Annotated in this window: 9 protein-coding genes; 3 read left to right on the top strand and 6 right to left on the bottom strand. The window is 68.9% G+C overall.

Annotated features, from left to right (window positions below):
• Window positions 1-2 precede the first annotated feature (2 nt).
• From QH168_RS01735 to QH168_RS01710, 6 genes are all read right to left on the bottom strand, one after another.
• Window positions 3-824 carry an ABC transporter permease gene (locus QH168_RS01735; protein WP_280232586.1) on the bottom strand — a complete coding sequence of 274 codons (822 nt, stop codon included), beginning with the start codon at window positions 822-824 and terminating at the stop codon, window positions 3-5.
• Window positions 821-1639: an ABC transporter permease gene (locus QH168_RS01730; protein WP_280232585.1), complete on the bottom strand. Its 819-nt coding sequence runs from the start codon at window positions 1637-1639 to the stop codon at window positions 821-823. Before QH168_RS01730 ends, QH168_RS01735 begins: the two co-directional genes overlap by 4 nt.
• Window positions 1636-2637, bottom strand: a complete 1002-nt coding sequence (locus tag QH168_RS01725; RefSeq protein WP_280232584.1) for an ATP-binding cassette domain-containing protein — start codon at window positions 2635-2637, stop codon at window positions 1636-1638. Before QH168_RS01725 ends, QH168_RS01730 begins: the two co-directional genes overlap by 4 nt.
• Entirely contained in the window at window positions 2634-15791 is a 13158-nt protein-coding gene (locus QH168_RS01720; RefSeq protein WP_280232583.1) for a non-ribosomal peptide synthetase, read from the bottom strand. Before QH168_RS01720 ends, QH168_RS01725 begins: the two co-directional genes overlap by 4 nt.
• 203 nt (window positions 15792-15994) lie before the next feature.
• Window positions 15995-16453, bottom strand: a complete 459-nt coding sequence (locus QH168_RS01715; protein ID WP_280232582.1) for an AMP-binding protein — start codon at window positions 16451-16453, stop codon at window positions 15995-15997.
• Window positions 16454-16614: 161 nt separating this feature from the next.
• Window positions 16615-17676: an ABC transporter substrate-binding protein gene (locus tag QH168_RS01710; RefSeq protein ID WP_280232581.1), complete on the bottom strand. Its 1062-nt coding sequence runs from the start codon at window positions 17674-17676 to the stop codon at window positions 16615-16617.
• Between the two features lie 422 nt (window positions 17677-18098).
• Between QH168_RS01710 and ctaD the strand changes: the two genes are divergently transcribed.
• The 3 genes from ctaD to QH168_RS01695 all read left to right on the top strand — a co-directional run bounded on the left by ctaD (window position 18099) and on the right by QH168_RS01695 (window position 21987).
• A complete protein-coding gene (gene ctaD / locus QH168_RS01705; RefSeq protein ID WP_280232580.1) occupies window positions 18099-19838 on the top strand; it encodes an aa3-type cytochrome oxidase subunit I in 1740 nt (579 codons plus the stop codon).
• Between the two features lie 115 nt (window positions 19839-19953).
• Window positions 19954-21171, top strand: coding sequence for a phosphoserine phosphatase SerB (gene serB / locus QH168_RS01700; protein ID WP_280232579.1), 1218 nt, complete (start codon window positions 19954-19956; stop codon window positions 21169-21171).
• Between the two features lie 9 nt (window positions 21172-21180).
• Complete coding sequence (locus QH168_RS01695; RefSeq protein WP_280232578.1) at window positions 21181-21987, top strand: peptidyl-tRNA hydrolase; 807 nt, start codon at window positions 21181-21183, stop codon at window positions 21985-21987.
• Window positions 21988-22004 lie beyond the last annotated feature (17 nt).

Genomic DNA, 22004 nt, shown 5'->3' with positions numbered 1-22004 from the left:
AGTCAGCGTCTGCTGGCGCGCCGGTACCCAACGGTGGCGGGCACCGCGAACAGCACGATCGCCGCGGCCGACCAGACCAGGGTGAGCGTGAGCGGCCGGGCCAGCGGGCCGCCCTGGGCGAGGGCGCGCATGGTGTCCACGGCGGTGGACATCGGCTGATTACGCACGATCGGTTGCAGCCACTGCGGATAGGCGGCCAACGGTACGAAACCGGTGCTGAAGAACATCATCAGCGAGGTGAGGATCGTAATACCCTCCACCAGCGTCGCTTTGGCCGTGTACACCGCGACGGCGGTGACGACGGTGGCGAAGGCCAGACCGAACAGCGTCGGGATGAACAGGAATGCGACGGTCGCGGGGACACCGTGCTGGAAACGGAAACCGAGCAGATATCCGACGATGACCACGGTGATCGTTCCGGCGAAGATCCGGCAGCCCTCCGCCACGATCCGGGAGGCCAGACCCGACGCGCGATGCACCGGCAGCACCCAGAACCGGGCGAGCAGACCGGCATCGCGTTCACGCCCGAGCAGCACACCGCCCGCGACCGCGCCGGACAGCGCACCGACGACCGCGACCATCGGCACCGAACCGTAGAGCGCGTCCTCGCCGGTGAATTTCTGGATCTGCCCACCGACCACGATATCGAGCATGAGCAGCAGCAGACAGGGGATGAGCAGTGTTTCCAGCAGCGTGATCGGGTTGCGCGCCCACCGCAGCAGCAGGCGCTGGGACTGGATCAGGGTGTGTCGGATGAGCGCGACGGGGGAGGTCTCGGTATCGATGCGCAGATCGGCGGGGCGGGTGGCGGGCAGCGTCATCATCGGCTCCGTCCACTGAGCCGCACGGCCACCGGCACACAGACCGCGAGGATGCCGAACGCCCACGCCAGCGGCGGACCCATCAGCGACCACGTCACCTCGCCCGCATTGCCGAGGGTGTCGCCCGCCAGAGCGCGCAAGGCGATGACGAACTGGGAGATCGGCTGGTTGCGGACGAACGGCTGCACCCATTCCGGGAACTGTTCGGCCGGAGCCAGACCGGTCGAGAGCATGCCGAGGATCAATGGCGGCAGCACCAGCGCCTGGGTGGTGGCCTCCGGGCTCTTGGACAGGGTGCCGATGACATCGGCCGCCAGTGTCAGTGCGATGCCGACGAGCAGTGCGAACAGCAGGAAGCCGAGCGTATGCCAGCCGTCGAGGCGGAACCGGAATCCGATGACGTGACCGCAGACCACTGCGGTGGTGAGCGCGATGAGCAGCCGAAAGACATTGCCCGACATCCGTGCCGCGACCGGGACGAACGGGTTGATCGGCATGGCGCCGAATCGTCGGTTGAGTCCGGCGACGGCATCGGTGGCCGAGCGGAACGCGGCCGAGATGGCTGTGAACGCCGCCGCCTGCAAGATCACGATGGGCATCATGAACTGGGCGTAGCTGCTGAATCCGGTGCCCGCGAACATCATCACCGTTTTCAGCGGCAGATAGAAGCTCGCGGTGAACGCGACGGGCGCGAGCACCGAGGCGAGCACTTCACCCGATTTCACCGACGGCACGATGAATCTGGTGGTGAGCACCCACCATTGCGCGGTGGTGACCGGGGCGGCCCGCGCGTTCGTGAGCCAGACACCGGCGGTCATGACAGTGCCTGTGCGGCAGCGGGTTCCGGCTCGGTCGCGGGTTCGTCGGTGGCCAGATGACCAGTGAGCTGGAGGAACACATCATCGAGTGAGGGTCGGCGCAGCGCGATATCGACCAGTTCGATCTCGGCGGCGTCCAACCGCCGCAGCGCCTCGGCGAGGGTTTTCGCGCCGTCCGGTGCGGGGATCGCGATGCGGTCGGATTCGGTGGTGAACATCGCCCGGTTGCCTTGCGGCAGCAGTGAGCCGAGCGCGGCGGCGATGGCGGGGAGATCACCGAGATCCAGCGGGACCACTTCGCAGTAGCTGCCGCCGGTGCGGGCCTTGAGTTCGTCGGCGGTGCCCGAGGCGATCACCACACCGTGATCGATGACGATGATCCGGTCGCTGAGCGCGTCGGCTTCCTCGAGGTATTGAGTGGTGAGCAGGGTGGTGATACCCGCGCGCTGGAATCCGCCGACGAGATCCCATACGCCCTGGCGGCTCCGGGGATCGAGTCCGGTGGTCGGTTCATCGAGGAACACCACATCCGGGCGCACGACCAGCCCGCACGCGATATCGATGCGCCGCCGCATACCGCCGGAATAGGTGCCCACTCGGCGCCCCGCTGCCGCGACCAGATCGAATCCGGCGATCAGTTCGTCGGCGCGGGCGCGGGCGGCGCGTTTGCGCAGCCCCATCAGCCTGCCGAACATGACCAGGTTCTCGTAGCCGCTGAGCATATCGTCGAGTGCGGCGTATTGGCCGGTCAGCATGATGGATCGGCGGACCGCGGCCGGATCGTCGACCACATCGTGCCCGGCGACGAGCGCACGTCCCCGGTCCGGTGCGATCAGCGTGGACAGGATGTTCACCGTGGTGGTCTTGCCCGCCCCGTTGGGGCCGAGGATGCCGAGCACCTCGCCGGGCGCGGCGCGGAAATCCACACCGCGCAGGGCATGGACGGTGCCGAACGATTTTTCGATGCCTTCGACGACGACGCCGTCCTCGGGACTCATTGCGGACCTCCCAGCTGGGTATCGAGCACCTGCGCGACGATCGACAGCGCGTACGGTGTGGTCATTTCGTCGTGGGTGACCTCGACCTCGTGGTCGGTGATCGTCCCCGCCACATAGGGCCGCCAGCCATCGGGGCCGAAGATGTCGGAGCTGTCGACGGTGGCACTGAAGTAGACGAGGTCGCCGTCGTAGCGTGGACGGCGATAGCCGGTGCGGGTGCGCGCGGCCGCGTTGTAGGAGCCGGCCATACGTTCGATGGTGTCGGCGTCGATGATCGAGACGCCGCCGAACCGTTCCCTGATCGCCTCCGCCGCCTCCGCCGCGGTGGCCTCGGCAGGCACATCGTCGATGCCGAACACACTGCCGAAGCTGTTGACGAAGCCGCCGGGGGTGAGCCGCTCGATGGTGTCGCCGTCGATATCGGCGGTGTCGGCGTCGAGCAGTGCGACCACCCCGACGGTTTCGCCCGCCGCCCGCAGCTTCGCCGCCATGGCGTGTGCGATCAATCCGCCGAACGACCAGCCGAGCAGGTGATAGGGCCCGACCGGTTGGACAGCGCGGATCTCCCGGATATAGCGGTCGGCGAACTCGTCGATGGACCGGGGCGAGGGCTCGCGGCCGGACAGATCGGGCGCCTGGAGCCCGTAGATGGGTCGGCCCGGCCGCAGCCGTTCGGCCAGGCCGAGATAGCTCCACGCCATCCCGGAGGAGGGGTGTACGCAGAACAGGGCGGGTGCGGTGCCGTCGGGGCGGATGGGCAGTAGGACGTCGAGGCCGAGTCCCGACACCGGCCCGGCTGGTTCCGCGGCGGCCTCGGTGCGCTGCGCTTCGGGTGAGCGTGCATACGCGGTTGCCGCGCCGAGCGCCTCGACCCACAGGGCGGCCAGCTCCTCCACGTCCGCCCGGTCCAACAGCTCACCGGGGTAGCCGAATCCGGCGTGCAGCCGGTCGCCGATGACCACCGCGTCGATGGCGAGCGCGGACATCAGCGGGACATCGGGGTGTTCGGCGGCGGGCAGTTCACCGAGATCGTCGGTGGGCAGCCAGCCCAGTCCTTCCAGACCAGCCGGAATATCGGTGGTCGAATAGCGGCCGAGATAGTTGAAGGCGATCTGTCCCGGCAGTGCCTGTGGAAGGTGTTGTGCCGTCTCGGAGTTCAGGTACCGCAGCAGTCCGAATCCGATGCCACGGTCGGGAACGGCGCGCAGCGTGCGGTCCACCGCGCGCAGTGCCGCGCCCATGGCGTGCCCACCGGCGAACGCGTCCTCGACATCGATGTCGGTGAGTGCGATACGCACCGGATAGATGCTGGTGAACCAGCCGATGGTGCGGGAAAGGTCCGCGCCGGGCACGACTTCCTCTTGTCGGCCATGGCCTTCGAGCCGCAGGAGCGCGCTGTGCTCGGTGATGCCGCGCGCGGATCGCCAGCGCACCAGCGCCAAGGCGAGGGCGGCGAGCAGGGCGTCGTTCACACCGCCGCCCGACAGTCGCGGCAGCGTGCCGAGCAAGGCGGCGGTCGTCTCGGCGGACAGCTCGACTTCGACCGTGCGCAGCGTCTCGGTCCGATCGATCGCCGCGTCGAGTTCACGGGGGCCGATCAGGGGATCGGGGCCGGTGAGAACCGTATGCCAGTAGTCGAGTTCGGCGATCCGTCGCTCGGTGTGCGCCTGTTCGGTCAACGCGTACGACCAGCGCCGCATGGACGTGCCGATATCGGTGAGTACCGGTGTGCTACCGGCCCGCACCTGCGCCCACGCCGCGATCAGATCGGGCACGAGGATGCGCCAGGACACCGCATCGATGGCGAGATGATGCAGTACGACGATCAACCGACCGGGTGCGGCTCTGGTTCCGGCCGCACCGACCGGATCGAGCCAGAGGAATTGTGCGACGACACCCGCGGCCGGATCGAGCCGGTGCAGTGCGGAATCCAGTTCGGTGACGGCGAATTCGTGCAGTTCGACCGGATCGGCGACGGCGTCATAGGTGACCCGGTGCACCAGGGCGCTGACATCGACCGTGCCGGGCTCGGTGACGCTCCATTGCCAGTCCTCGCCCTGTCGGCACAGCCGGGAGCGCAGCATATCGTGCCGATCGACGACGGCGGTGAGGGTCGCGACCAGCTGGTCACGCTCGATTCCCGGCGGCAGCTCTAGTACCGCGGTCTGGGCGAACCGGTCGAAATCGCCGCCGCGCTCGATCATGTACCGCACGATCGGAGTCAGCGGCAGCTCACCCACACCGCCTCCGGGCAGCTCCGCCAGCGTCACCGCGGGACCGGTGGCGTCGGCGGCCGCGGCCAGCGCCGCGACGGTGCGATGCTCGAACACCTGCAAAGGCGTGCAGGTGATGCCGCGCAGTTTGGCGCGGGAGACGAGCTGGATGGCGAGAATGCTGTCACCGCCGAGCGCGAAGAACGAATCGTCGGCACCGACGCGTTCGCGGCCGAGCAGTTCGGCGAACACCTCGGCAATGGCCTGTTCGGTCGGTGTGCTCGGCGGGCGGTAGGCGGTCTCGTCGACGGTGAAGACCGGGGCGGGCAGCGCGGCGCGGTCCAATTTGCCGACCGCGGTACGCGGAATCTCGTCCAGCACGACGAACGCGGCGGGCACCATGTACGAGGGCAGGATATCGGCGGCGAAGGCCCGGACCTCCTCAGTATCGATATCGACACCCGGCGCCCGCACCAGATACGCCGCGAGCGCGGTCGATCCGGTCGGGCCCGCGACACCGAGCGTGACCGCGACATCGACGCCGTCGACGCGGCTGAGCACCGCATCGATCTCGCCGAGTTCCACCCGCTGACCACGCACCTTGATCTGGAAATCGGTGCGGCCCACATACTCCAGTTCGAGCGCACCCGACCTGTCGCGCACCCAGCGCGCCAGATCGCCGGTACGGTACAGCCGCGATCCCGGTGCGCCGAACGGATCGGCGACGAAGCGGGCCGCGGTGAGATCGGGCCGATGGTGGTAGCCACGCGCCAGGGCCGGACCACTCAGATACAGCTCACCCGCGACACCGGTCGGGACCGGCCGCAGGCGATCATCGAGCACCAGCACCGCGGCGCCACCGATCGGGCCCCCGATGGTGACCGGCCGGTCCGCGCGCAACGGGGTCGAGGAGGCCGCCCAGATGGTGAATTCGGCGGGCCCGTACAGGTTCAGCATGCGGCGGCCGGAGGTGGCGCACCACCGGTCGACGAGTTCGGCGCCCACCGCCTCACCCGCGACGGCCAGCACCCGCACACTCGATACCGCGGCGGCGTCGACGGTGGCCAGCGCCGAGGGGGTGATCACCAGGTGGGTGACCTGTTCGGCGTCGATCAACTCGGCGAGCGGACTGCCGCCGTACACCTGCGGCGGCGCGACGACGGCGGCCGCACCCGAGCCGAACGCCATCAAGGTCTCGAAGATCGAGGCGTCGAAACTCGGCGACGCGACATGCAGTACACGGGCCTGTTCATCCAGTGCCATGATCTCGCGTTGGGCGGCGACGAGGTCGGCGAGCCCACGGTGGGTGACGGTGACGCCCTTGGGAGTTCCGGTCGAGCCGGAGGTGTAGATCACCCAGGCGGGATGGTCGGGCCGAGGCTCGACCACGCCCGGTGCCGGACCCGCGGGTTCGTCCATCGGGAGGTCGTCGAGCACCAACCATCGGGTGCGGTCGGGCAGTGACGGCCGATGCGCGGCGACGGTGACGCCGATCCCGGCCCCGGAATCGGCGAGCATGTGCTCGATCCGGTCGACCGGATGTTTCGGATCGACGGGCAGGAACGCGGCGCCGGTCTTCGCGGTCGCCCAGATCGCGGTGAGCAGGGCGGCTGATCGTGGCATACCGAGGGCGACAACGGTTTCCGGTCGCGCACCCGCGTCGGTGAGCAGTCGGGCCAGCCGGTCGGAGTCGGCGTCGAGTTCCCGATAGGTGCGGGTCCGTCCGTCGGCGATCACGGCGGGCCGGTCGGGGTATCGCCGCGCCGAGTCGGTGAGGATGCGCGCGAGGTCGGTGCTGCCCGCGCTCGCGGGCCCGCGCCGCGGTACCAGTTCGGCGCGTTCGGCGTCGTCGAGCAGGTCGATATCGGCGAGCGCGATATCGGGATCGGCGACGACGGTGGTGAGCAGACGCAGCCACCGGCGGGCCAGGGTGGCGGCGGTCTCGGCGTCGAACAGGTCCGTGGCGTAGGTCAGTAGACCGTCCACGCCGTCCTGTCCGCTCGAGTCGAGGTGTTCGCGCAGGTCGAGCATGAGATCGAACTGTGCGGAATCACGTTGGGAATCGTGCAGTTCGATCCGCAGGCCCGGCAGTTCGAGTACGGGTTCGACGAAATTCTGCAAGGACAGCGACACCTGGAACAGGGGGTGGTGTGCGGTCGAGCGCGCGGGGTCGAGGATCTGCACCAGCCGCTCGAACGGGATGTCGGCGGCGGCGAACGCGTCCAGATCGGTGGCCCGCACCGAGGCAAGGAATTCACCGAACCCGGCGGCCGGATCCACCGGTGTGCGCAGCGCCAGGGTGTTGACGAACATGCCGACGAGCCGGTCGAGGGCCTGCTCACCGCGACCGGCGACGGGCGTACCGATCACCACATCCTGGTTGCCGCCGAGCCTGGCCAGCAGGGCCGCGAGCGTCGCGTGCAACACCATGAACAGACTGGATTCGTTGGCCGCGGCCAGTTCGGCCAGCCCGCGATGCAGCGCCGCATCGATGCGCACCTCGATATCCGCGCTGCGCATCGACTGCACGGCGGGCCGTGGCCGGTCGGCGGGGAGGTCGAGCACATCGGGTGCGCCGTCGAGCTGAGCGGTCCAGTGCCGGATCTGCTGTGCTGCCAGCGAATCCGGATCGGATTCGTCGCCGAGCAGTTCCCGATGCCAGAGCGCGAAATCGGCGTATTGCACCGTGAGCGGTGACTCTTCGGTCTCCGTCGTGGTCGTGGCCCCGCCGACCGGAACGCGGTGATGGCGGGAATACGCGGCGATCAGGTCGGTTGCCAGCGGAGCCATCGAGAAGCCGTCGGCGCTGATGTGGTGTACCACCAGCACCAGCACATGCACCGGTTCGGCGGAGTCGGTGAGCCGGAACAGGCCCAGCCGCAGCGGTGGTCGTTCGGTGATATCGAATCCCGCGCCGGTCAGCTCGGCAATCCTGATCCGCAGTGCGGCGCCATCATCGGTGTCGATCGCCTCGAGTGCCGGAGTGGCGACCTCCGCGCCGACCACGACCTGACGCGGCCCCGCGGCGTCGGCGGGGTACACGGTGCGCAGACTCTCGTGCCTGTGCACCACATCGGTGAGCGCCTGCCGCATGGCGGTGTGGTCGAGGTCGCCGGTGAGGCGCAGCGCGACCGCGATGTTGTAGGCCGAGGACGTCGGGTCCATCCGGTTGAGCACCCACATGCGCTGCTGGGCAGGTGAGAGCGGCACCCGGTCCGGGCGGATCCGCGGCGCGAGCACGAACCGCCCGCCCGCACCGTCGGTGGCGGGCACCACCCGCGCCGACAGCTGGGCGACGGTCGGCGCATCGAACAGATCGCGCAGCGCGATCGTGGAGCCGAGCGCCGAATTCACCCGCGCCACCACCCGGGTGGCGCTGAGCGAATTACCGCCGAGTTCGAAGAAGGATTCGTCCGCGCCGACGCGTTCACTACCGAGCACCTCGGCGAACACCCCCGCGACGGCCTGCTCCACCGGTCCGTTCGGCGCGAGATAGGGGCGGCGACTCGCGGCGAAATCGGGCACCGGTAATGCCGTGCGATCCAATTTGCCGACCGGCGTCAACGGGATATCGTCCAGCACGACGAGATAGGCGGGCACCATATATCCGGGTAGCTCCGCCGCGACACGCGCACGCAGCCGCTCCGGCTCCGGCGCGGCGCCCTGCACGGGCAGCACATAGGAGACCAGCACGGTCGCTGCGGCAGGCCCGGCGCGGCCGATGGTCACCGCGTACTCGACCTCCTCGTCGGCCGACAACACCGCGTCGATCTCACCGAGTTCGACGCGCAGCCCGCGGATCTTGACCTGGAAATCGCTGCGGCCCAGATACTCCAGCGCCAAGGACCCATCGGTGGTACGCACCCAGCGCACCATGTCGCCGGTCCGGTACATCCGCTCACCCGGTGCGCCGGAGAGATCGGCGACGAAACGTTCGGCCGTCAGCGCGGCCCGCTGGAAATAGCCGCGGGCCAGCGCAGGCCCCGCCAGATACAGCTCACCGGCCACGCCGACCGGCACCGGACGCAACCAGGAATCCAGGACCAGGGCCGCGGTCCCCCGGATCGGCCCGCCGATGGTGACCGGTTCTCCCGCGACGAGTTCGGCGGGACCGGTGGCCCAGATACTGAACTCGGTGGGCCCGTACAGGTTCACCATCCGCCTGCCCGGCGACCAGCGCTGGATCAGCTCCGGCGTCGCCGCCTCACCCGCAACGGCGAGCAGCCGCAGATCGGGCAGATCGGTGGGCTCCATGGTGGCCAGCGCCGACGGTGTGATCACCGCATGGGTCACCCCGGTGGCCCGCAGCAGCCGCTGGAGTTCGGTGCCGCCGTAGACCTCCGGCGGCGACACCACCAGTCGTGCGCCCGCGCCGTGCGCCATGACCAGTTCGAACACCGAGGCGTCGAAGCTCGGTGAGGCGACCTGCAAGGCGGCCGCCGTCGCGTCGATGGTCAGCGATTCCTGTTCGTCCGCGGCCAGATTCGCCAGTCCGCGATGGCTCACCAGCACCGCCTTGGGCTTGCCCGTCGAACCGGAGGTGTAGATCAGGTAGGCGACCTGGTCGAGCACGATCGGGCCGCCGCGCTCGGCATCGGTGATCGGGGCGTCCGATACGGTCATGACCCGGCGGATGGTGTTGAGGTCGTCGAGCAGTAACCAGTCGATGGTGCCGGGCAGGGTCCGGCCGATCTCGGTGACCGTCACACCGATCGGCGCTTTCGAATCGGTCAGCATGTGCTCGATGCGTTCCACCGGATGGCTGGGATCCAAGGGCACGAACGCGGCGCCGGTCTTGGCGAGCGCCCAGACCGCGACCACCGATTCCAGCGATCGGGTCATGGCCAGCACCACGAAGATCTCGCGGCCGACCCCGCGCCGCAGCAGGACCCGCGCGAACCGATTCGACCAGGCGTCGAGTTCGCCGTAGCTGATGGTGAACTCGCCCGCGTCCACCGCGACCGCGGTGGCATCGATCGCGGCGCCGTGGGCAAGGATCTCCGGCAGCGACCGCGGCGGCACCGACGGCGGCCCGTGCACCGGTGCGAGTTCGGCCAGTTCGATGTCATCGCAGTACCGCAACTGGGCCAGCGGCTGCCGCGGATCGTCGGCGCACTGGGTGAGCAGCCGCACGAAACGTGCCAGCAGCGCGCTCGCGTCCGCGCCGTCGAGCTGATCGGCGAGATATTTCAGCGTGATCCGCATGGCGTCGCGGCCATCGAGGCCGCGCAACGGAATCACCATCAGATTCAGCGGATATGGCGTGGCATCGGTGCCCGCCACCTCCAGTACCCGCATGCCCGCGATGTCGAGGGCCTGCGACAATGCCTCCCGATCGATGGGGTAGGACTCGAACACCGTCAGGGTGTCGAACAGTTCCGGTAGCCCGACAGCCTGGTGGATGGCGGCGAGCCCGACGTGCTGATGGTCGAGCAGCCGCGCCTGATCGGCCTGCATCCGCGCGAGCAGTTCGGCCACCGGCTCCTCGGGTGCGAAGCGCACCCGGACGGGCAGGGTGTTGATGAACAACCCCACCATGTCCTCGACACCGGCGAGTTCGGGCGGTCGGCCCGACACCGTGCCACCGAACACCACATCGGTGCGGCCGGTGCGCATGGCCAGCAGCATCGCCCATACGGCCTGCACCATCGTGTTCACGGTCGCGCCACAGGCACGGGCCGCCGACTCCAGCCGGGCGAGGGTCTGTGCGGTGAGTTCGACCGAGGTCTCACCGATGTCGGTGGATTCGATATCAGCCAGGGACGGCACGGCCCGCGTCGGATTGTCGACGCCCGCGAGGTATTGCGACCACGCCGCGATCGATGCGTCATCGTCCTGTTCGGCCAGCCAGGCCAAAAATTCCCGGTACGACCGGGCGGGCGGTAGTGCGGTGGTGTCGCCGGAGGTGACGTAGAGGGTCAGCAGTTCGCGCACCAGCAGCGGCGTCGACCAACCGTCGAGCACCAGATGGTGATTGGTCATCACCAGGCGATAGGTGTCGGGTGCGGTGCGGATCAGGGTGAACCGCAGCAGCGGTGGACGGGCGAGGTCGAAGCGGGTGTTGGCATCGAGGGCGATCAGCCGGTCCAGTTCGCGTTCGGCCTCGGTGACGCCGGTGAGGTCGAGCTCCTGCCAACCGATCTCGGCGGCACCGAGTACGAGCTGGCGTGGGCCGTCATCGGTTTCGATGAACGCGACCCGCAGATTCTCGTGCCGATCGACCAGTGCCTGCGCCGCGGTACGCAATCGGGCCGCGTCGACGGTTCCCGCGAGGGTGAGCATCGACTGCACCGTGTACCCGTCGGCGGTGTCGGAGTCGTATCTGGCGTGGAAGAGCAGCCCGTATTGCAGCGGCGACAACGGCCACACGTCCACCAGGACCGGATAGCGCCGCTCCCACTCATCGATCTGGGACTGGGTCACCGCGACGAGGTCGAAATCTGACGGCGAGCGCCCGCCCGCGCCCGCGGTACCGGCATGGTCGACCAGTGCCCGCAAAGCATCGCCCCAGAGTCCGGCCAGCGCCCGCACATCCGCCGCGTCCAGCAGACGGGTGGCGAAATCCCAGGTCACCTCGAGACCGCTGTCGGTCATCACGGCATTGATATCGATCACGGCGGGCAGTGGCGCCCCATCGTCCTGGGTGGCGGCGACGCGGTGCGGCAGCCAGGGGCCCACCGCGCCGGTGGCGGCCCGGCCGAGGTAGTTGAAGCCGAGTTGCGGTGCGGGCGCGGCGGCCAGTTCCGCGGCGGTGTCCGCGTACAGATAGCGCAGCATGCCGTAGCCGACACCCTTGTCCGGGATCGCCCGCAACTGCTCTTTGGTGGCCTTGACCGCGGCGCCCGCGGCGGACCCACCGGCGAACGCGTCGTCGAGGTCGATCCCGGCCAGGTCGATGGCGACGGGATAGGCGCTGGTGAACCAGCCGACCGTACGGGAGACGTCGGCGCCGGGCAGGATCTGCTCGACCCGGCCGTGCCCTTCGAGCGTGATCAGCGCGCCGGTGCGGTCCCGCCAGCGGCATACGGCCATGGTCAGCGCGGTGAGCAGCACATCGTCGGCGCCGCAATGGAAGAGGTCCGGCACGCTGTGCAACGCCTGATCGACGAGATCGGCCGGGATCGTCGTCTGCCATCGGCCCATGGTCGCGACGGTGTCGACCGCCGGATCCGGCCGATGCGCACCGAACGCCGGATCGGCGGTCGACACGATGCGCCGCCATACCGGTAGCTCGGTCGCTCGGGTCGCAGCCTGTTCGGTCTGCGCGTGCGCCCAGCGCCGGAACGAGGTGCCGACCGGAGCGAGTTCGCCGCCCGCCGCGGCGATCGCCAGATCGGGGAGCAGGATGCGCCAGGAAACGCCGTCGGTGACCAGATGATGCAGTACCAGCCAGCACTGCGGATCGGCGTCGTCGAAGTCGATGACGACGAAGCGGGCGACGACGCCGTGTTCGGGATCGAGCCGATCGGCGGCCTGCTGGAGCGCGCGTTCGCGGGTCGCCTCGGGGTCGGGACCGGCAGCGACGACATCGATCAGTGCGTCGACATCCACCGAACCCGGCTCGGCGACAACCCATTCCCACTCCGCGTCGACGGGCCGCAATGTCGACCGCAGCACATCGTGTCGCTCGATGACGGCCCGAACAGCCGCACCCAACTGTGCCCTGGTGAATCCGGCCGGGAGCCCGATCAGCACGGCCTGCGCGAAGCGATCCCACGTCCGGCCCATATCGATCATCGCGCGCACGATCGGCGTCGGTTCCACGGAGCCCACGCCGCCGCCGGGCAGCTCGTGCACCGTCTCGGCCCGCACATCGGTGGCGACGGCGGCCAACGCGGCCACCGTCTTCCGCTCGAACACCTCACGGGCGCTGAACCCGAGACCCGCCGCCTTGGCGCGCGACACCAGCTGGATGGAGACGATGCTGTCACCGCCGAGGGCGAAGAAACTATCGTCGACACCCACCGAATCCAGCCCGAGTACCTCGGCGAACAGCTCGGCGAGAGTCTGTTCGGCGGCGGTGGACGGCGCCCGCCCGGTGGTCGTGGCGGCGGCGCCGAAATCCGGTGCGGGCAACGCCTTGCGGTCCACCTTCCCCAACGGAGTGAGCGGCACCGCGTCGAGCACCGTGATCACCACGGGCACCATATAGGCGGGAAGGGTCCGGCCGACGGCAGCGCGCAGCGCCTCGGGATGGGTATCGGTGGTCGTGACCACATACGACACCAATGCGGTGGAACCGGAAGGACTTTCGGCACCGACGGTGAGTGCGAACTCGACGCCCGGCAGCCGCTGTAGCGCGTCATCGATCTCGCCGAGTTCGATACGGAAGCCACGGATCTTGACCTGGAAATCGCTGCGGCCCTGATACTCCAGCTCGGGTCTACCATCCGATTCGATCCACCGCACCAGATCACCGGTGCGATACATCCGGGCACCGGGGGAGTAGGGGTCGGCGACGAACCTGCTCGCCGTCAGACCGGTACGCCGGTGGTAGCCGCGGGCCACACCCGGACCCGACAGATACAACTCGCCGACCACACCGGGCGCGACCGGGCGCAGCCACGGGTCGAGCACGACCGCGCGGACCGCGCGCGCCGGGACGCCGATGGTGACCGGTGCGCCGGGTGTCATCGGTGCCGTGAGCGTCGCGGTGACGGTGGTCTCGGTCGGCCCGTAACCGTTGACGAGCGCGCGACCCGCCCAGACCGACACCAGCTCGGGCGGGCAGGCATCGCCACCGACGATCACCGTGCGCAGCCGCGGCAGCGTCGCCGGGTCCAGCGATCCGACCACCGTCGGCGTCACATTGAGATGGGTCACCTCGTGTGCGCGCAGCACCTCGGCCAGCTCCTCGCCCGCGAACGCGGCGGGCGGCACCACCACCAGCGTCGCCCCGGTGGTCCAAGCGATGAGAATCTCCTCGACCGAGATATCGAAGCTCGGCGAAACAGCATGCGCCACTACGGAATCCGCGTCGACACCGAAACCCGCGGCAGACCCAGCGGCCAGATCGGCGAGGCCGCGATGGGTGACGAGCACGCCCTTGGGGAGCCCGGTGGACCCGGAGGTGTAAATGATGTAGGCGACCTGATCCGGATGCGTCGGCGCGCGGCGTTCGGTATCGGTGGTCGGCGCCGAATTCGCCGCGGCCACCGCCTCTTCGGTCGCCGCGTCATCGAGTACCAGCCAGTCCACCTGATCCGGCAGTGCATTCCTGGCCGCGGCCGTCGTGACCCCCGCGACCACACCGCTGTCATCGAGCATGTGCTCGATGCGATCGACCGGATAGGTGGGATCGATCGGAACGAACGGTGCGCCGGTCTTCGCGATGGCGAACATGGTGAGCACCGACTCCACCGAACGCGCGACCGCCGTCGCGATACCGCGCTCCGGGCCCGCACCCGCCGCCATCAGCACTCGGGCCAACCGGTTCGTGTACTCGTCGACCTCCCGGTAGCTCATCCGTACCGGGCCACCCACCAGCGCCACCGCATCGGGAGCACGGACCGCGCCCGCGGCGAGGACGGCCGCCAGCGTGTCCGCCCGCCCGCCCGCGGGGCCGCACGCGGGGACCAGTTCGGCATATTCGGCGTCGGTCAGCACCTCGATGGTCGACAGCGGCGCGTCGGTTCCCGCGGCCAGGAATCGGTGCAGGAACAACAGGAACCGCTCGTGGTGGCCCGCCAGCTCGGCATCGCTGTACAGATTCGCGTTGGCCTGGAAATCGATATGGGTGCTCTCGCCGCCGACACCCGGATACAGATTGACGAACAGATCATCGATCAACCCCGAGGTGAGCACATGCAATCGGCCGACGACCGGGCCGAGCACGATCCTGGTGTCGGCCATCATCAGATTCACCGTCGGCCCGAACGACACCGCCTCGTCCATGGCCCAGCCCAGATCGCGGACGATGTCCTCCTGCCGATAGCGCTGCCGCCGCAACGCCCCGGTCAGCTCGCTCTGCGCGGCCAGGATCGCGGCGCCCACCGTCATGGTCGGCGGCAGATCCAGCCGCAGCGGAACGACATTGGCGATCATCCCGCCGGACCGGCGCAGCGCGGCGGTACTGCGCGCGGAGACCGGCAGACTCAAGACCACCTCATGCGCACCGGTCATCGCCCCTAGATACGCGGCGAACGCGGCCACCACGGTCGGCGCCATACCCGAACCCGCCGCCTGAGCGACCACATCCAGCAGTTCCGTCGTCTCGGCGGGCAGCGATCCCGCGACCCGCGCCGGATGCGCGTCGACCTCGGCGGTGCGGCCAGCCAGATTCACCGGATCGGCCATCCCGGCCAGATGTTCGCACCAGTAGTCGCGGTCGGCGGTGAACCGATCCGAGCTGCGATAGGCCAGATCGGCATCGACGATCGTGCGCAGATCCGCCGCCTTGGCCGGTGGCGGCTGCTCGCCCGCGATCGCCGCGTCGTACAGCTCGGCGGTGCGCTGGACCATGGTCAACGCGCCCATACCGTCGAGCACGATGTGGTGGATGCGTGAGTACCAGTACCAGTGCTCGTCGGCCAGGCGCAGCATCGCCATCCGCACGAGTCGGTCGCGCGTCAGATGCAGCGGAGTGGAGTATTCGGCGCGCATCCAGGTGTGCGCCGCGGCCGCCGGATCGGGTGCCCCGCGCAGATCGAGTTCGATGATGCCGTCGTCGAGCGTGGGGTCGACGAGCTGGAAGGGATGTCCGTCCACCTCGATCAGCCGCAGGAATCCGGTGCCGAACTCGCGGCCCGCCGTACGGGCGGCCTCGGCCAGCGCGGCGGTGTCGACCGGTCCGGTCAGTTCGATGTACTGCGCGATGGAGATCGGCGTCTCGCCCGCGACGTGCTGGGCGAACCAGATACCGCGTTGCGCGGCCGAGAGCGGGAACGCGCCGCCGGGCAGGCCGGTGGCGATATCGGTGGGGGAAGCTGAGGGGTGTGGCATCGAAGTCCTACGTTCCGACCGCGCTGTAGCCCGACCGAGGCAGTCGCCCCCGAGCTACCGCGGTGGTGGTAGTACTCGCCGCGCAGCAACAACGCGGCAAGTTCCAGTGTGAACCGGCGCGGCGCGCGCCGTGGGCGTATCGCCCACACTGCGCTACCCGTTTTTGCCGTCCGGGTAGCGCGGGTGCGGGCCGAGAACCTGGATCAGGCAGATCGCGCGACGACCGCGAAGTCCGCATCGGTCAGCGGATCGGCCGATCCGGCCAGATAGCGGCGCAGGGTCGACCGATCGTCGAGCACCAACCAGCCGATCCGCTCGTCGAGCCGGGGCCGTTCCTGCTTGGTGGTGACCCCGATCCCGGTGCCGAACGCGCTGGCTTCGCCCGGATTCATCGGCATCGGGATACCGCCGATCTTGACGATCGCCCGCTCGGCGACCACGGCCTCGACCGGTTCGTCCACCGCGATCGCGACGCGGATACCCGGTCCGGCGCCGATCTCGAGCAGCAGCCGGGCCAGCCGGTTCGACCAGCTGTCCAGTTCGGCGTAGGACAGTGCGACATCAGCGGTGGCGACCACGACGGCCTGCGGGTCCACGGTGGCCTGCCGGGCCATCGGCAGCACGGCGAGGTTGTCGGGTCGCGATTCGGTACGAGTGTGCATGGTGGCTGTCCCCTCGGTGGCTGATGTGGGAGGCGCTGTTCGGTGCGCATATCCACTGTCGCCCGCGGGGGGACGCGGCGGCAGGACCCCAAGGCGCGGGTACGCGCACTCCAAGGGTGCCGGTTTGCCCACCCCAGGGTGCGTTGATGCTGGTTGCGTCGTCAGTCGGTGACGTAGGCGTTGAGGGTGTCGCTCAGATCGGTGAGGACCGCGCGCGCGGCGGTGAGGCCGCGGGTATGCCAGACGGAGTCGTCGACAGCGAAGACCCGGCGGTCGACGGCGGCGCCGAGGTCTTTCCACTCGTCCGAACGCAACACCGATTCACCGTGCGCGCGACCCTCCTCCCCGTCGAACATGACATAGATCAGATCGCCCTCCACCGGCAGCAGATCCGATTCGTCGACCTCGAAGGAACCCTCCCGCTGGGCCGTCGGGCGCTGTGCGCCGGTCGCGGCCAGGGCTTGCGCGGCCATGGTGTCGTTGCCGAGGACGCGGGTGCCGTCCGCGGTGAAGCGGACGATCGAGGCCTGAGTGAGGTTGGCGGATGCGGCGGTTCCGATATCGGCCGCTTCGGTGCGGTAGTTCGCCAACGCCGTCTCGGCGGCCTCGGCGCGGCCGAGAGCCGCTGCGATAGCGGTGAATTCGTCCTGCCAGTCGCCACCGTCGCCGATCAGCACGGTGGGGGCGATACCGGACAGCGCGCCGAAATCGGCGCCCGCCGCGGGCACGTCGCCGATGATGAGGTCGGGGTTCAGGGCGGCGATGAGCGCCGGATCGGGCCGGGCGACCGTGCCGACGCCGGGAATCTCGGCGATCCCCGTCCCCAGATAGCCCGGCTGCGGGCTCGGGCCGTCGACGGTGGCCGCGCCGACCACTTGCTCCCACGAACCCACCGCGCACACCGCGTCCAGGGCGGCGGTGCTGAGGACCACGATGCGTTGCGGATCGGCGGGAACCTCGGTGACACCGAACGGATGGGTGATCGAGCGGGTGGCGCCCTCGGCCGGATCGGGTGCGGTGGGCAGGCTGCACGCCTGCGCGGTATCGCGTTCGATTCCCACCACACCCGCACCGGCGATATTGGTGGTGGTGCGGATGATCGAGGCCGAATCGTCGGCAGGGGTCGCGCAACCCGCGCCGGTCAGCGCGGCGCAGCCGACGACGACGGCGCCCATGATCGTGCGGATTCGGGTGCGTCCATGAACTATCGCGCTCACCGGCATGCCGGTGAGGGTACATGCGTGCACCCTCACCGGTCGGGTCGACCGGTGCACGGCCCTCGTCGCCGCCCGGACCGAAACGCGCGTCGGCCGATTCGCCGAGAATCGCCATCGCCCCTGCTGTGGACGCCTCGACGATCTGCCCGTCATGTGCGGTGGCGGCTTTCGCGGTGGTCTGCGTCGTCGACGGCCGGGAAGACCGTCCACCGATCCGGGCCATCCGGGGTCGACACACCACGGCGGGTCAGCGAAAACGGGCGTCGACGGGCCGCGAATACGACACAGAGTAGGACCCGCTCGGTTCGCTGCGGCAGCACGGTTTACGATTCGAAGAGCGCAAGCTACCGTCGTGTGCCCGGGGCGCCCCGGACACATGCTGACAGTGGAGCCTGCGGAGCGACCTAAAGGCACCTTCAGGAGGATCAGTGACTGCCGTAGAGCCCCAGCCAGTCCCTCAATTAGAAGCGACTCGGCCTTTTCCGGCGCGGACCGGTCCCAAGGGGTCGTTCATCTACAAGATGGTCACCACGACCGACCCGAAGGTCCTCGGCGTCATGTACCTGACGACGTCGATGGTCTTCTTCCTCATCGGCGGCCTTATGGCGCTGATGATGCGTGGTGAGCTGGCACGTCCCGGCTTGCAGTTCCTCTCGCCCGAACAGTTCAACCAGCTGTTCACCATGCACGGCACGATCATGCTGCTGTTCTACGCGACCGCGATCGTGTTCGGCTTCGCCAACATCATCCTGCCGTTGCAGATCGGCGCCCCCGACGTCGCCTTCCCGCGACTGAACGCCTTCAGCTACTGGCTGTACGCGTTCGGCGCGACCATGGCGACCGCGGGCTTCATCACCCCCGGTGGCGCCGCGGACTTCGGTTGGACGGCGTATGTGCCGCTCACCGACATCCTGCACTCGCCGGGTGTGGGCACCGACCTGTGGATCCTCGGCCTCGCGGTCTCCGGTCTCGGCACCATCCTCGGTGGTGTCAACATGCTGACCACCGTCGTCTGCCTGCGTGCCCCCGGTATGACCATGTTCCGGATGCCGATCTTCACCTGGAACATCGCCGTCACCAGCGTCCTGGTCCTGCTCGCCTTCCCGCTGCTGACCGCCGCCCTGTTCGGCCTGGCCTACGACCGCCACCTGGGCGGCCACATCTACGACCCGGCCACCGGCGGCATCCTGCTCTACCAGCACCTGTTCTGGTTCTTCGGCCATCCCGAGGTGTACATCATCGCGCTGCCGTTCTTCGGCATCGTCTCCGAGATCTTCCCGGTGTTCAGCCGTAAGCCGATCTTCGGTTACACCACCCTGGTCTACGCCACCCTCGGTATCGCCGCCCTGTCCATCGCGGTGTGGGCGCACCACATGTACGCCACGGGCGCCGTGCTGCTGCCGTACTTCTCGTTCATGACCTTCCTGATCGCGGTCCCGACCGGTGTGAAGTTCTTCAACTGGATCGGCACCATGTGGAAGGGGCAGTTGACCTTCGAATCGCCGATGTTGTTCTCCATCGGCTTCATCGTCACCTTCCTCTTCGGTGGTCTGTCGGGCGTCATCCTGGCCAGCCCGCCGCTGGACTTCCACGTCACCGACTCCTACTTCGTGGTCGCGCACTTCCACTACGTGCTCTTCGGCACCATCGTGTTCGCCACCTACGCCGGTATCTACTTCTGGTTCCCGAAGATGACCGGCCGCATGATGGACGAGCGCCTGGCCAAATGGCACTTCTGGACCACCTTCATCGGCTTCCACACCACCTTCCTGGTGCAGCACTGGCTGGGTGCCGAAGGTATGCCGCGTCGTTACGCCGACTACCTGCCCAGCGACGGTTTCACCACGCTGAACACCATCTCCACGATCGGTGCGTTCGTGCTCGGTGCCTCGATGCTTCCGTTCCTGTGGAACGTGTTCAAGAGCTACCGTTACGGCGAGGTCGTCACCGTGGACGATCCGTGGGGCTACGGCAACTCGCTGGAGTGGGCCACCACCTGCCCGCCGCCGCGGCACAACTTCTACGAACTGCCGCGCATCCGGTCCGAGCGTCCGGCCTTCGAACTGCACTATCCGCATATGGTCGAGCGGATGCGGGCCGAGGCCCACGTCGGCTGGGGTTCGGGTAAGCACGCCACCGAAGTGCATGAAGGCGCCCTGACCAAGTAGACGGCGGAAGCAGCATTCCGGATGAGTGTGCACCTGCTGGGTGACCAGCGGGTGCACACTCGTTTGGTGCGGGCGGTCCCCGCCTGATCAGGCACACAGACTGGAGCGCAGGGTTTTGGCAGACACCACAGTTCTCGTCACCGTCACCGGTCCCGACCGGCCCGGTGTGACGTCGGTGCTACTCGCGGCGATGTCGCGGCATCAGGTCAGCCTGCTGGATGTGGAGCAGGTCGTCATCCGGGGTCGGCTGACCCTCGGTGTGCTGGTGACCTGTCCGAACGATCCCGAGGAACTGCAAGACGAGCTCGAGGAGGCGATGAACACCGTCGGCATGCACGTCGAGGTGGACATCGACGCCGAACCGGCCCGCGCACCGGTCCCCACGCACGCCGTGGTGATCCTCGGCGCCCCGGTGACCGCGCGCGCCTTCAGCGCCGTCTCCCGTCAGCTCGCGGCGCTCGGCGCCAATATCGACGCCATCCGCGGGGTCGCCGACTATCCGGTGACCGGTATGGAGCTGATGGTCTCCGCCATCGATACCGGCGCCGACACCGATTCCCGGCTGCGCACGGCGCTGGCCGATGTCGCCGTCGCCGAGGAGGTCGACGTCGCGGTGGAGCGGGCCGGGCTGGCGCGGCGCGCCAAACGGCTCATCGTGTTCGATGTCGACTCCACCCTGATCCAGGGTGAGGTCATCGAGATGCTCGCCGCGCACGCGGGCGTGGAGGACGAGGTCCGCCGGGTCACCGAATCGGCGATGCGCGGTGAGATCGACTTCGGTGAATCGCTGCGTCAGCGGGTGGCGACACTGGCCGGGCTCGACGAATCGGTGATCGAGGAGGTCGCCGAACGGATCGAGCTGACGCCCGGTGCGCGCACCACCATCCGCACCCTGCGCAGGCTCGGCTTCCGCTGCGGTGTGGTCTCCGGCGGGTTCCGCCAGGTCATCGAGCCGTTGGCACATGATCTGGAACTGGATTTCGTCCAGGCCAATACGCTCGAGATCGTCGACGGCAAGCTCACCGGACGGGTCGTCGGCGAGATCGTCGACCGGGCCGCCAAGGCCACCGCGTTGCGCAAGTTCGCCGCCGAGGCGGGGGTGCCGATGGAGCAGACCGTCGCGGTGGGCGATGGCGCCAACGATATCGATATGCTCAATGCCGCCGGACTCGGTGTGGCGTTCAATGCCAAACCCGCCTTGCGGGAGATCGCCGATGCCGCGCTCTCGCACCCCTACCTGGACGCCGTGCTGTTCATCCTCGGCGTCACCAGGGACGAGGTTGAGGCAGCCGACGCCAAGGACGGGCTGCTGCGTCGCGTTCCGCTGGGCTGAGGCGCGGCGATGACGAACACTCCCGAGTCCGTCACCCCGGAGGCGGCGGATCCGGCGCCCGCCGAACCGGTCCGGGTGACCGACGGCGATTTCGCCGCCCGGCATGCCGAGCTGGCCGCTGGTTACGGCGGTCGCGGCGACCCGGAGGATCCGGCGCTGGTGCAGGCCATGCAGATGGTGCTGTACCTGCCCAAGGCCGATCCGCCCGCCCGCAGCGCACTGCTGGCCGCGGCGGCCGCGTCCGCGGTGGCGTTGTGCTTGGATCCGCGCGTCGGTGCTGGCGGGGACTGGGAGCCGCGATATCTGGCGTGGAAGCGGTCGCGGATCCGTAAGGTCGCCCGGCGGGCGCGCGGTGCGCAATGGGCCGCCGCCAACGAGGTCGACGGCGTCACCGTCGAACTCGACGGCGCGCAGGCACGCGCCCTGCTGCCCGGCCCGGTCGGCGAGATCGATCCGCGCATCCGCAAACTCCAGATCGGCGGGACCGACCTCGACCACGACGATCCCGGCCCGCCGGACCCCGAACTGCCCGTGCTGTGGGTGAATTCGGCGCTCGGCATGACCCTCGGCAAGGCCGCGGCCCAGGTGGGGCATGCGAGCATGCTGCTGGCGGGCGCTCTGCCGGAGCCGGCGGCGCGGGCATGGGCCGAGCACGAGTTCGCCTGCGCGGTGCGCGAATCGGACCCCGACCGGTGGGCCGAGCTGAGCCGCGCGGTCGCCGCGGGCACGGCTGTCGCTGTACGTGACGCCGGATTCACCGAGGTGGCACCGGGTTCGATGACGGTGATCGCCACCCCCGGACGGCACACTCGCTGAATCGGTCGGTATCTGTC

The organism is Nocardia cyriacigeorgica, from assembly GCF_029868385.1.
GTDB classification, from domain to species: Bacteria; Actinomycetota; Actinomycetes; order Mycobacteriales; family Mycobacteriaceae; genus Nocardia; species Nocardia cyriacigeorgica_F.
Note: the sequence above shows the minus strand (reverse complement) of the source record. Positions and strands in the feature narration are given on the sequence as shown.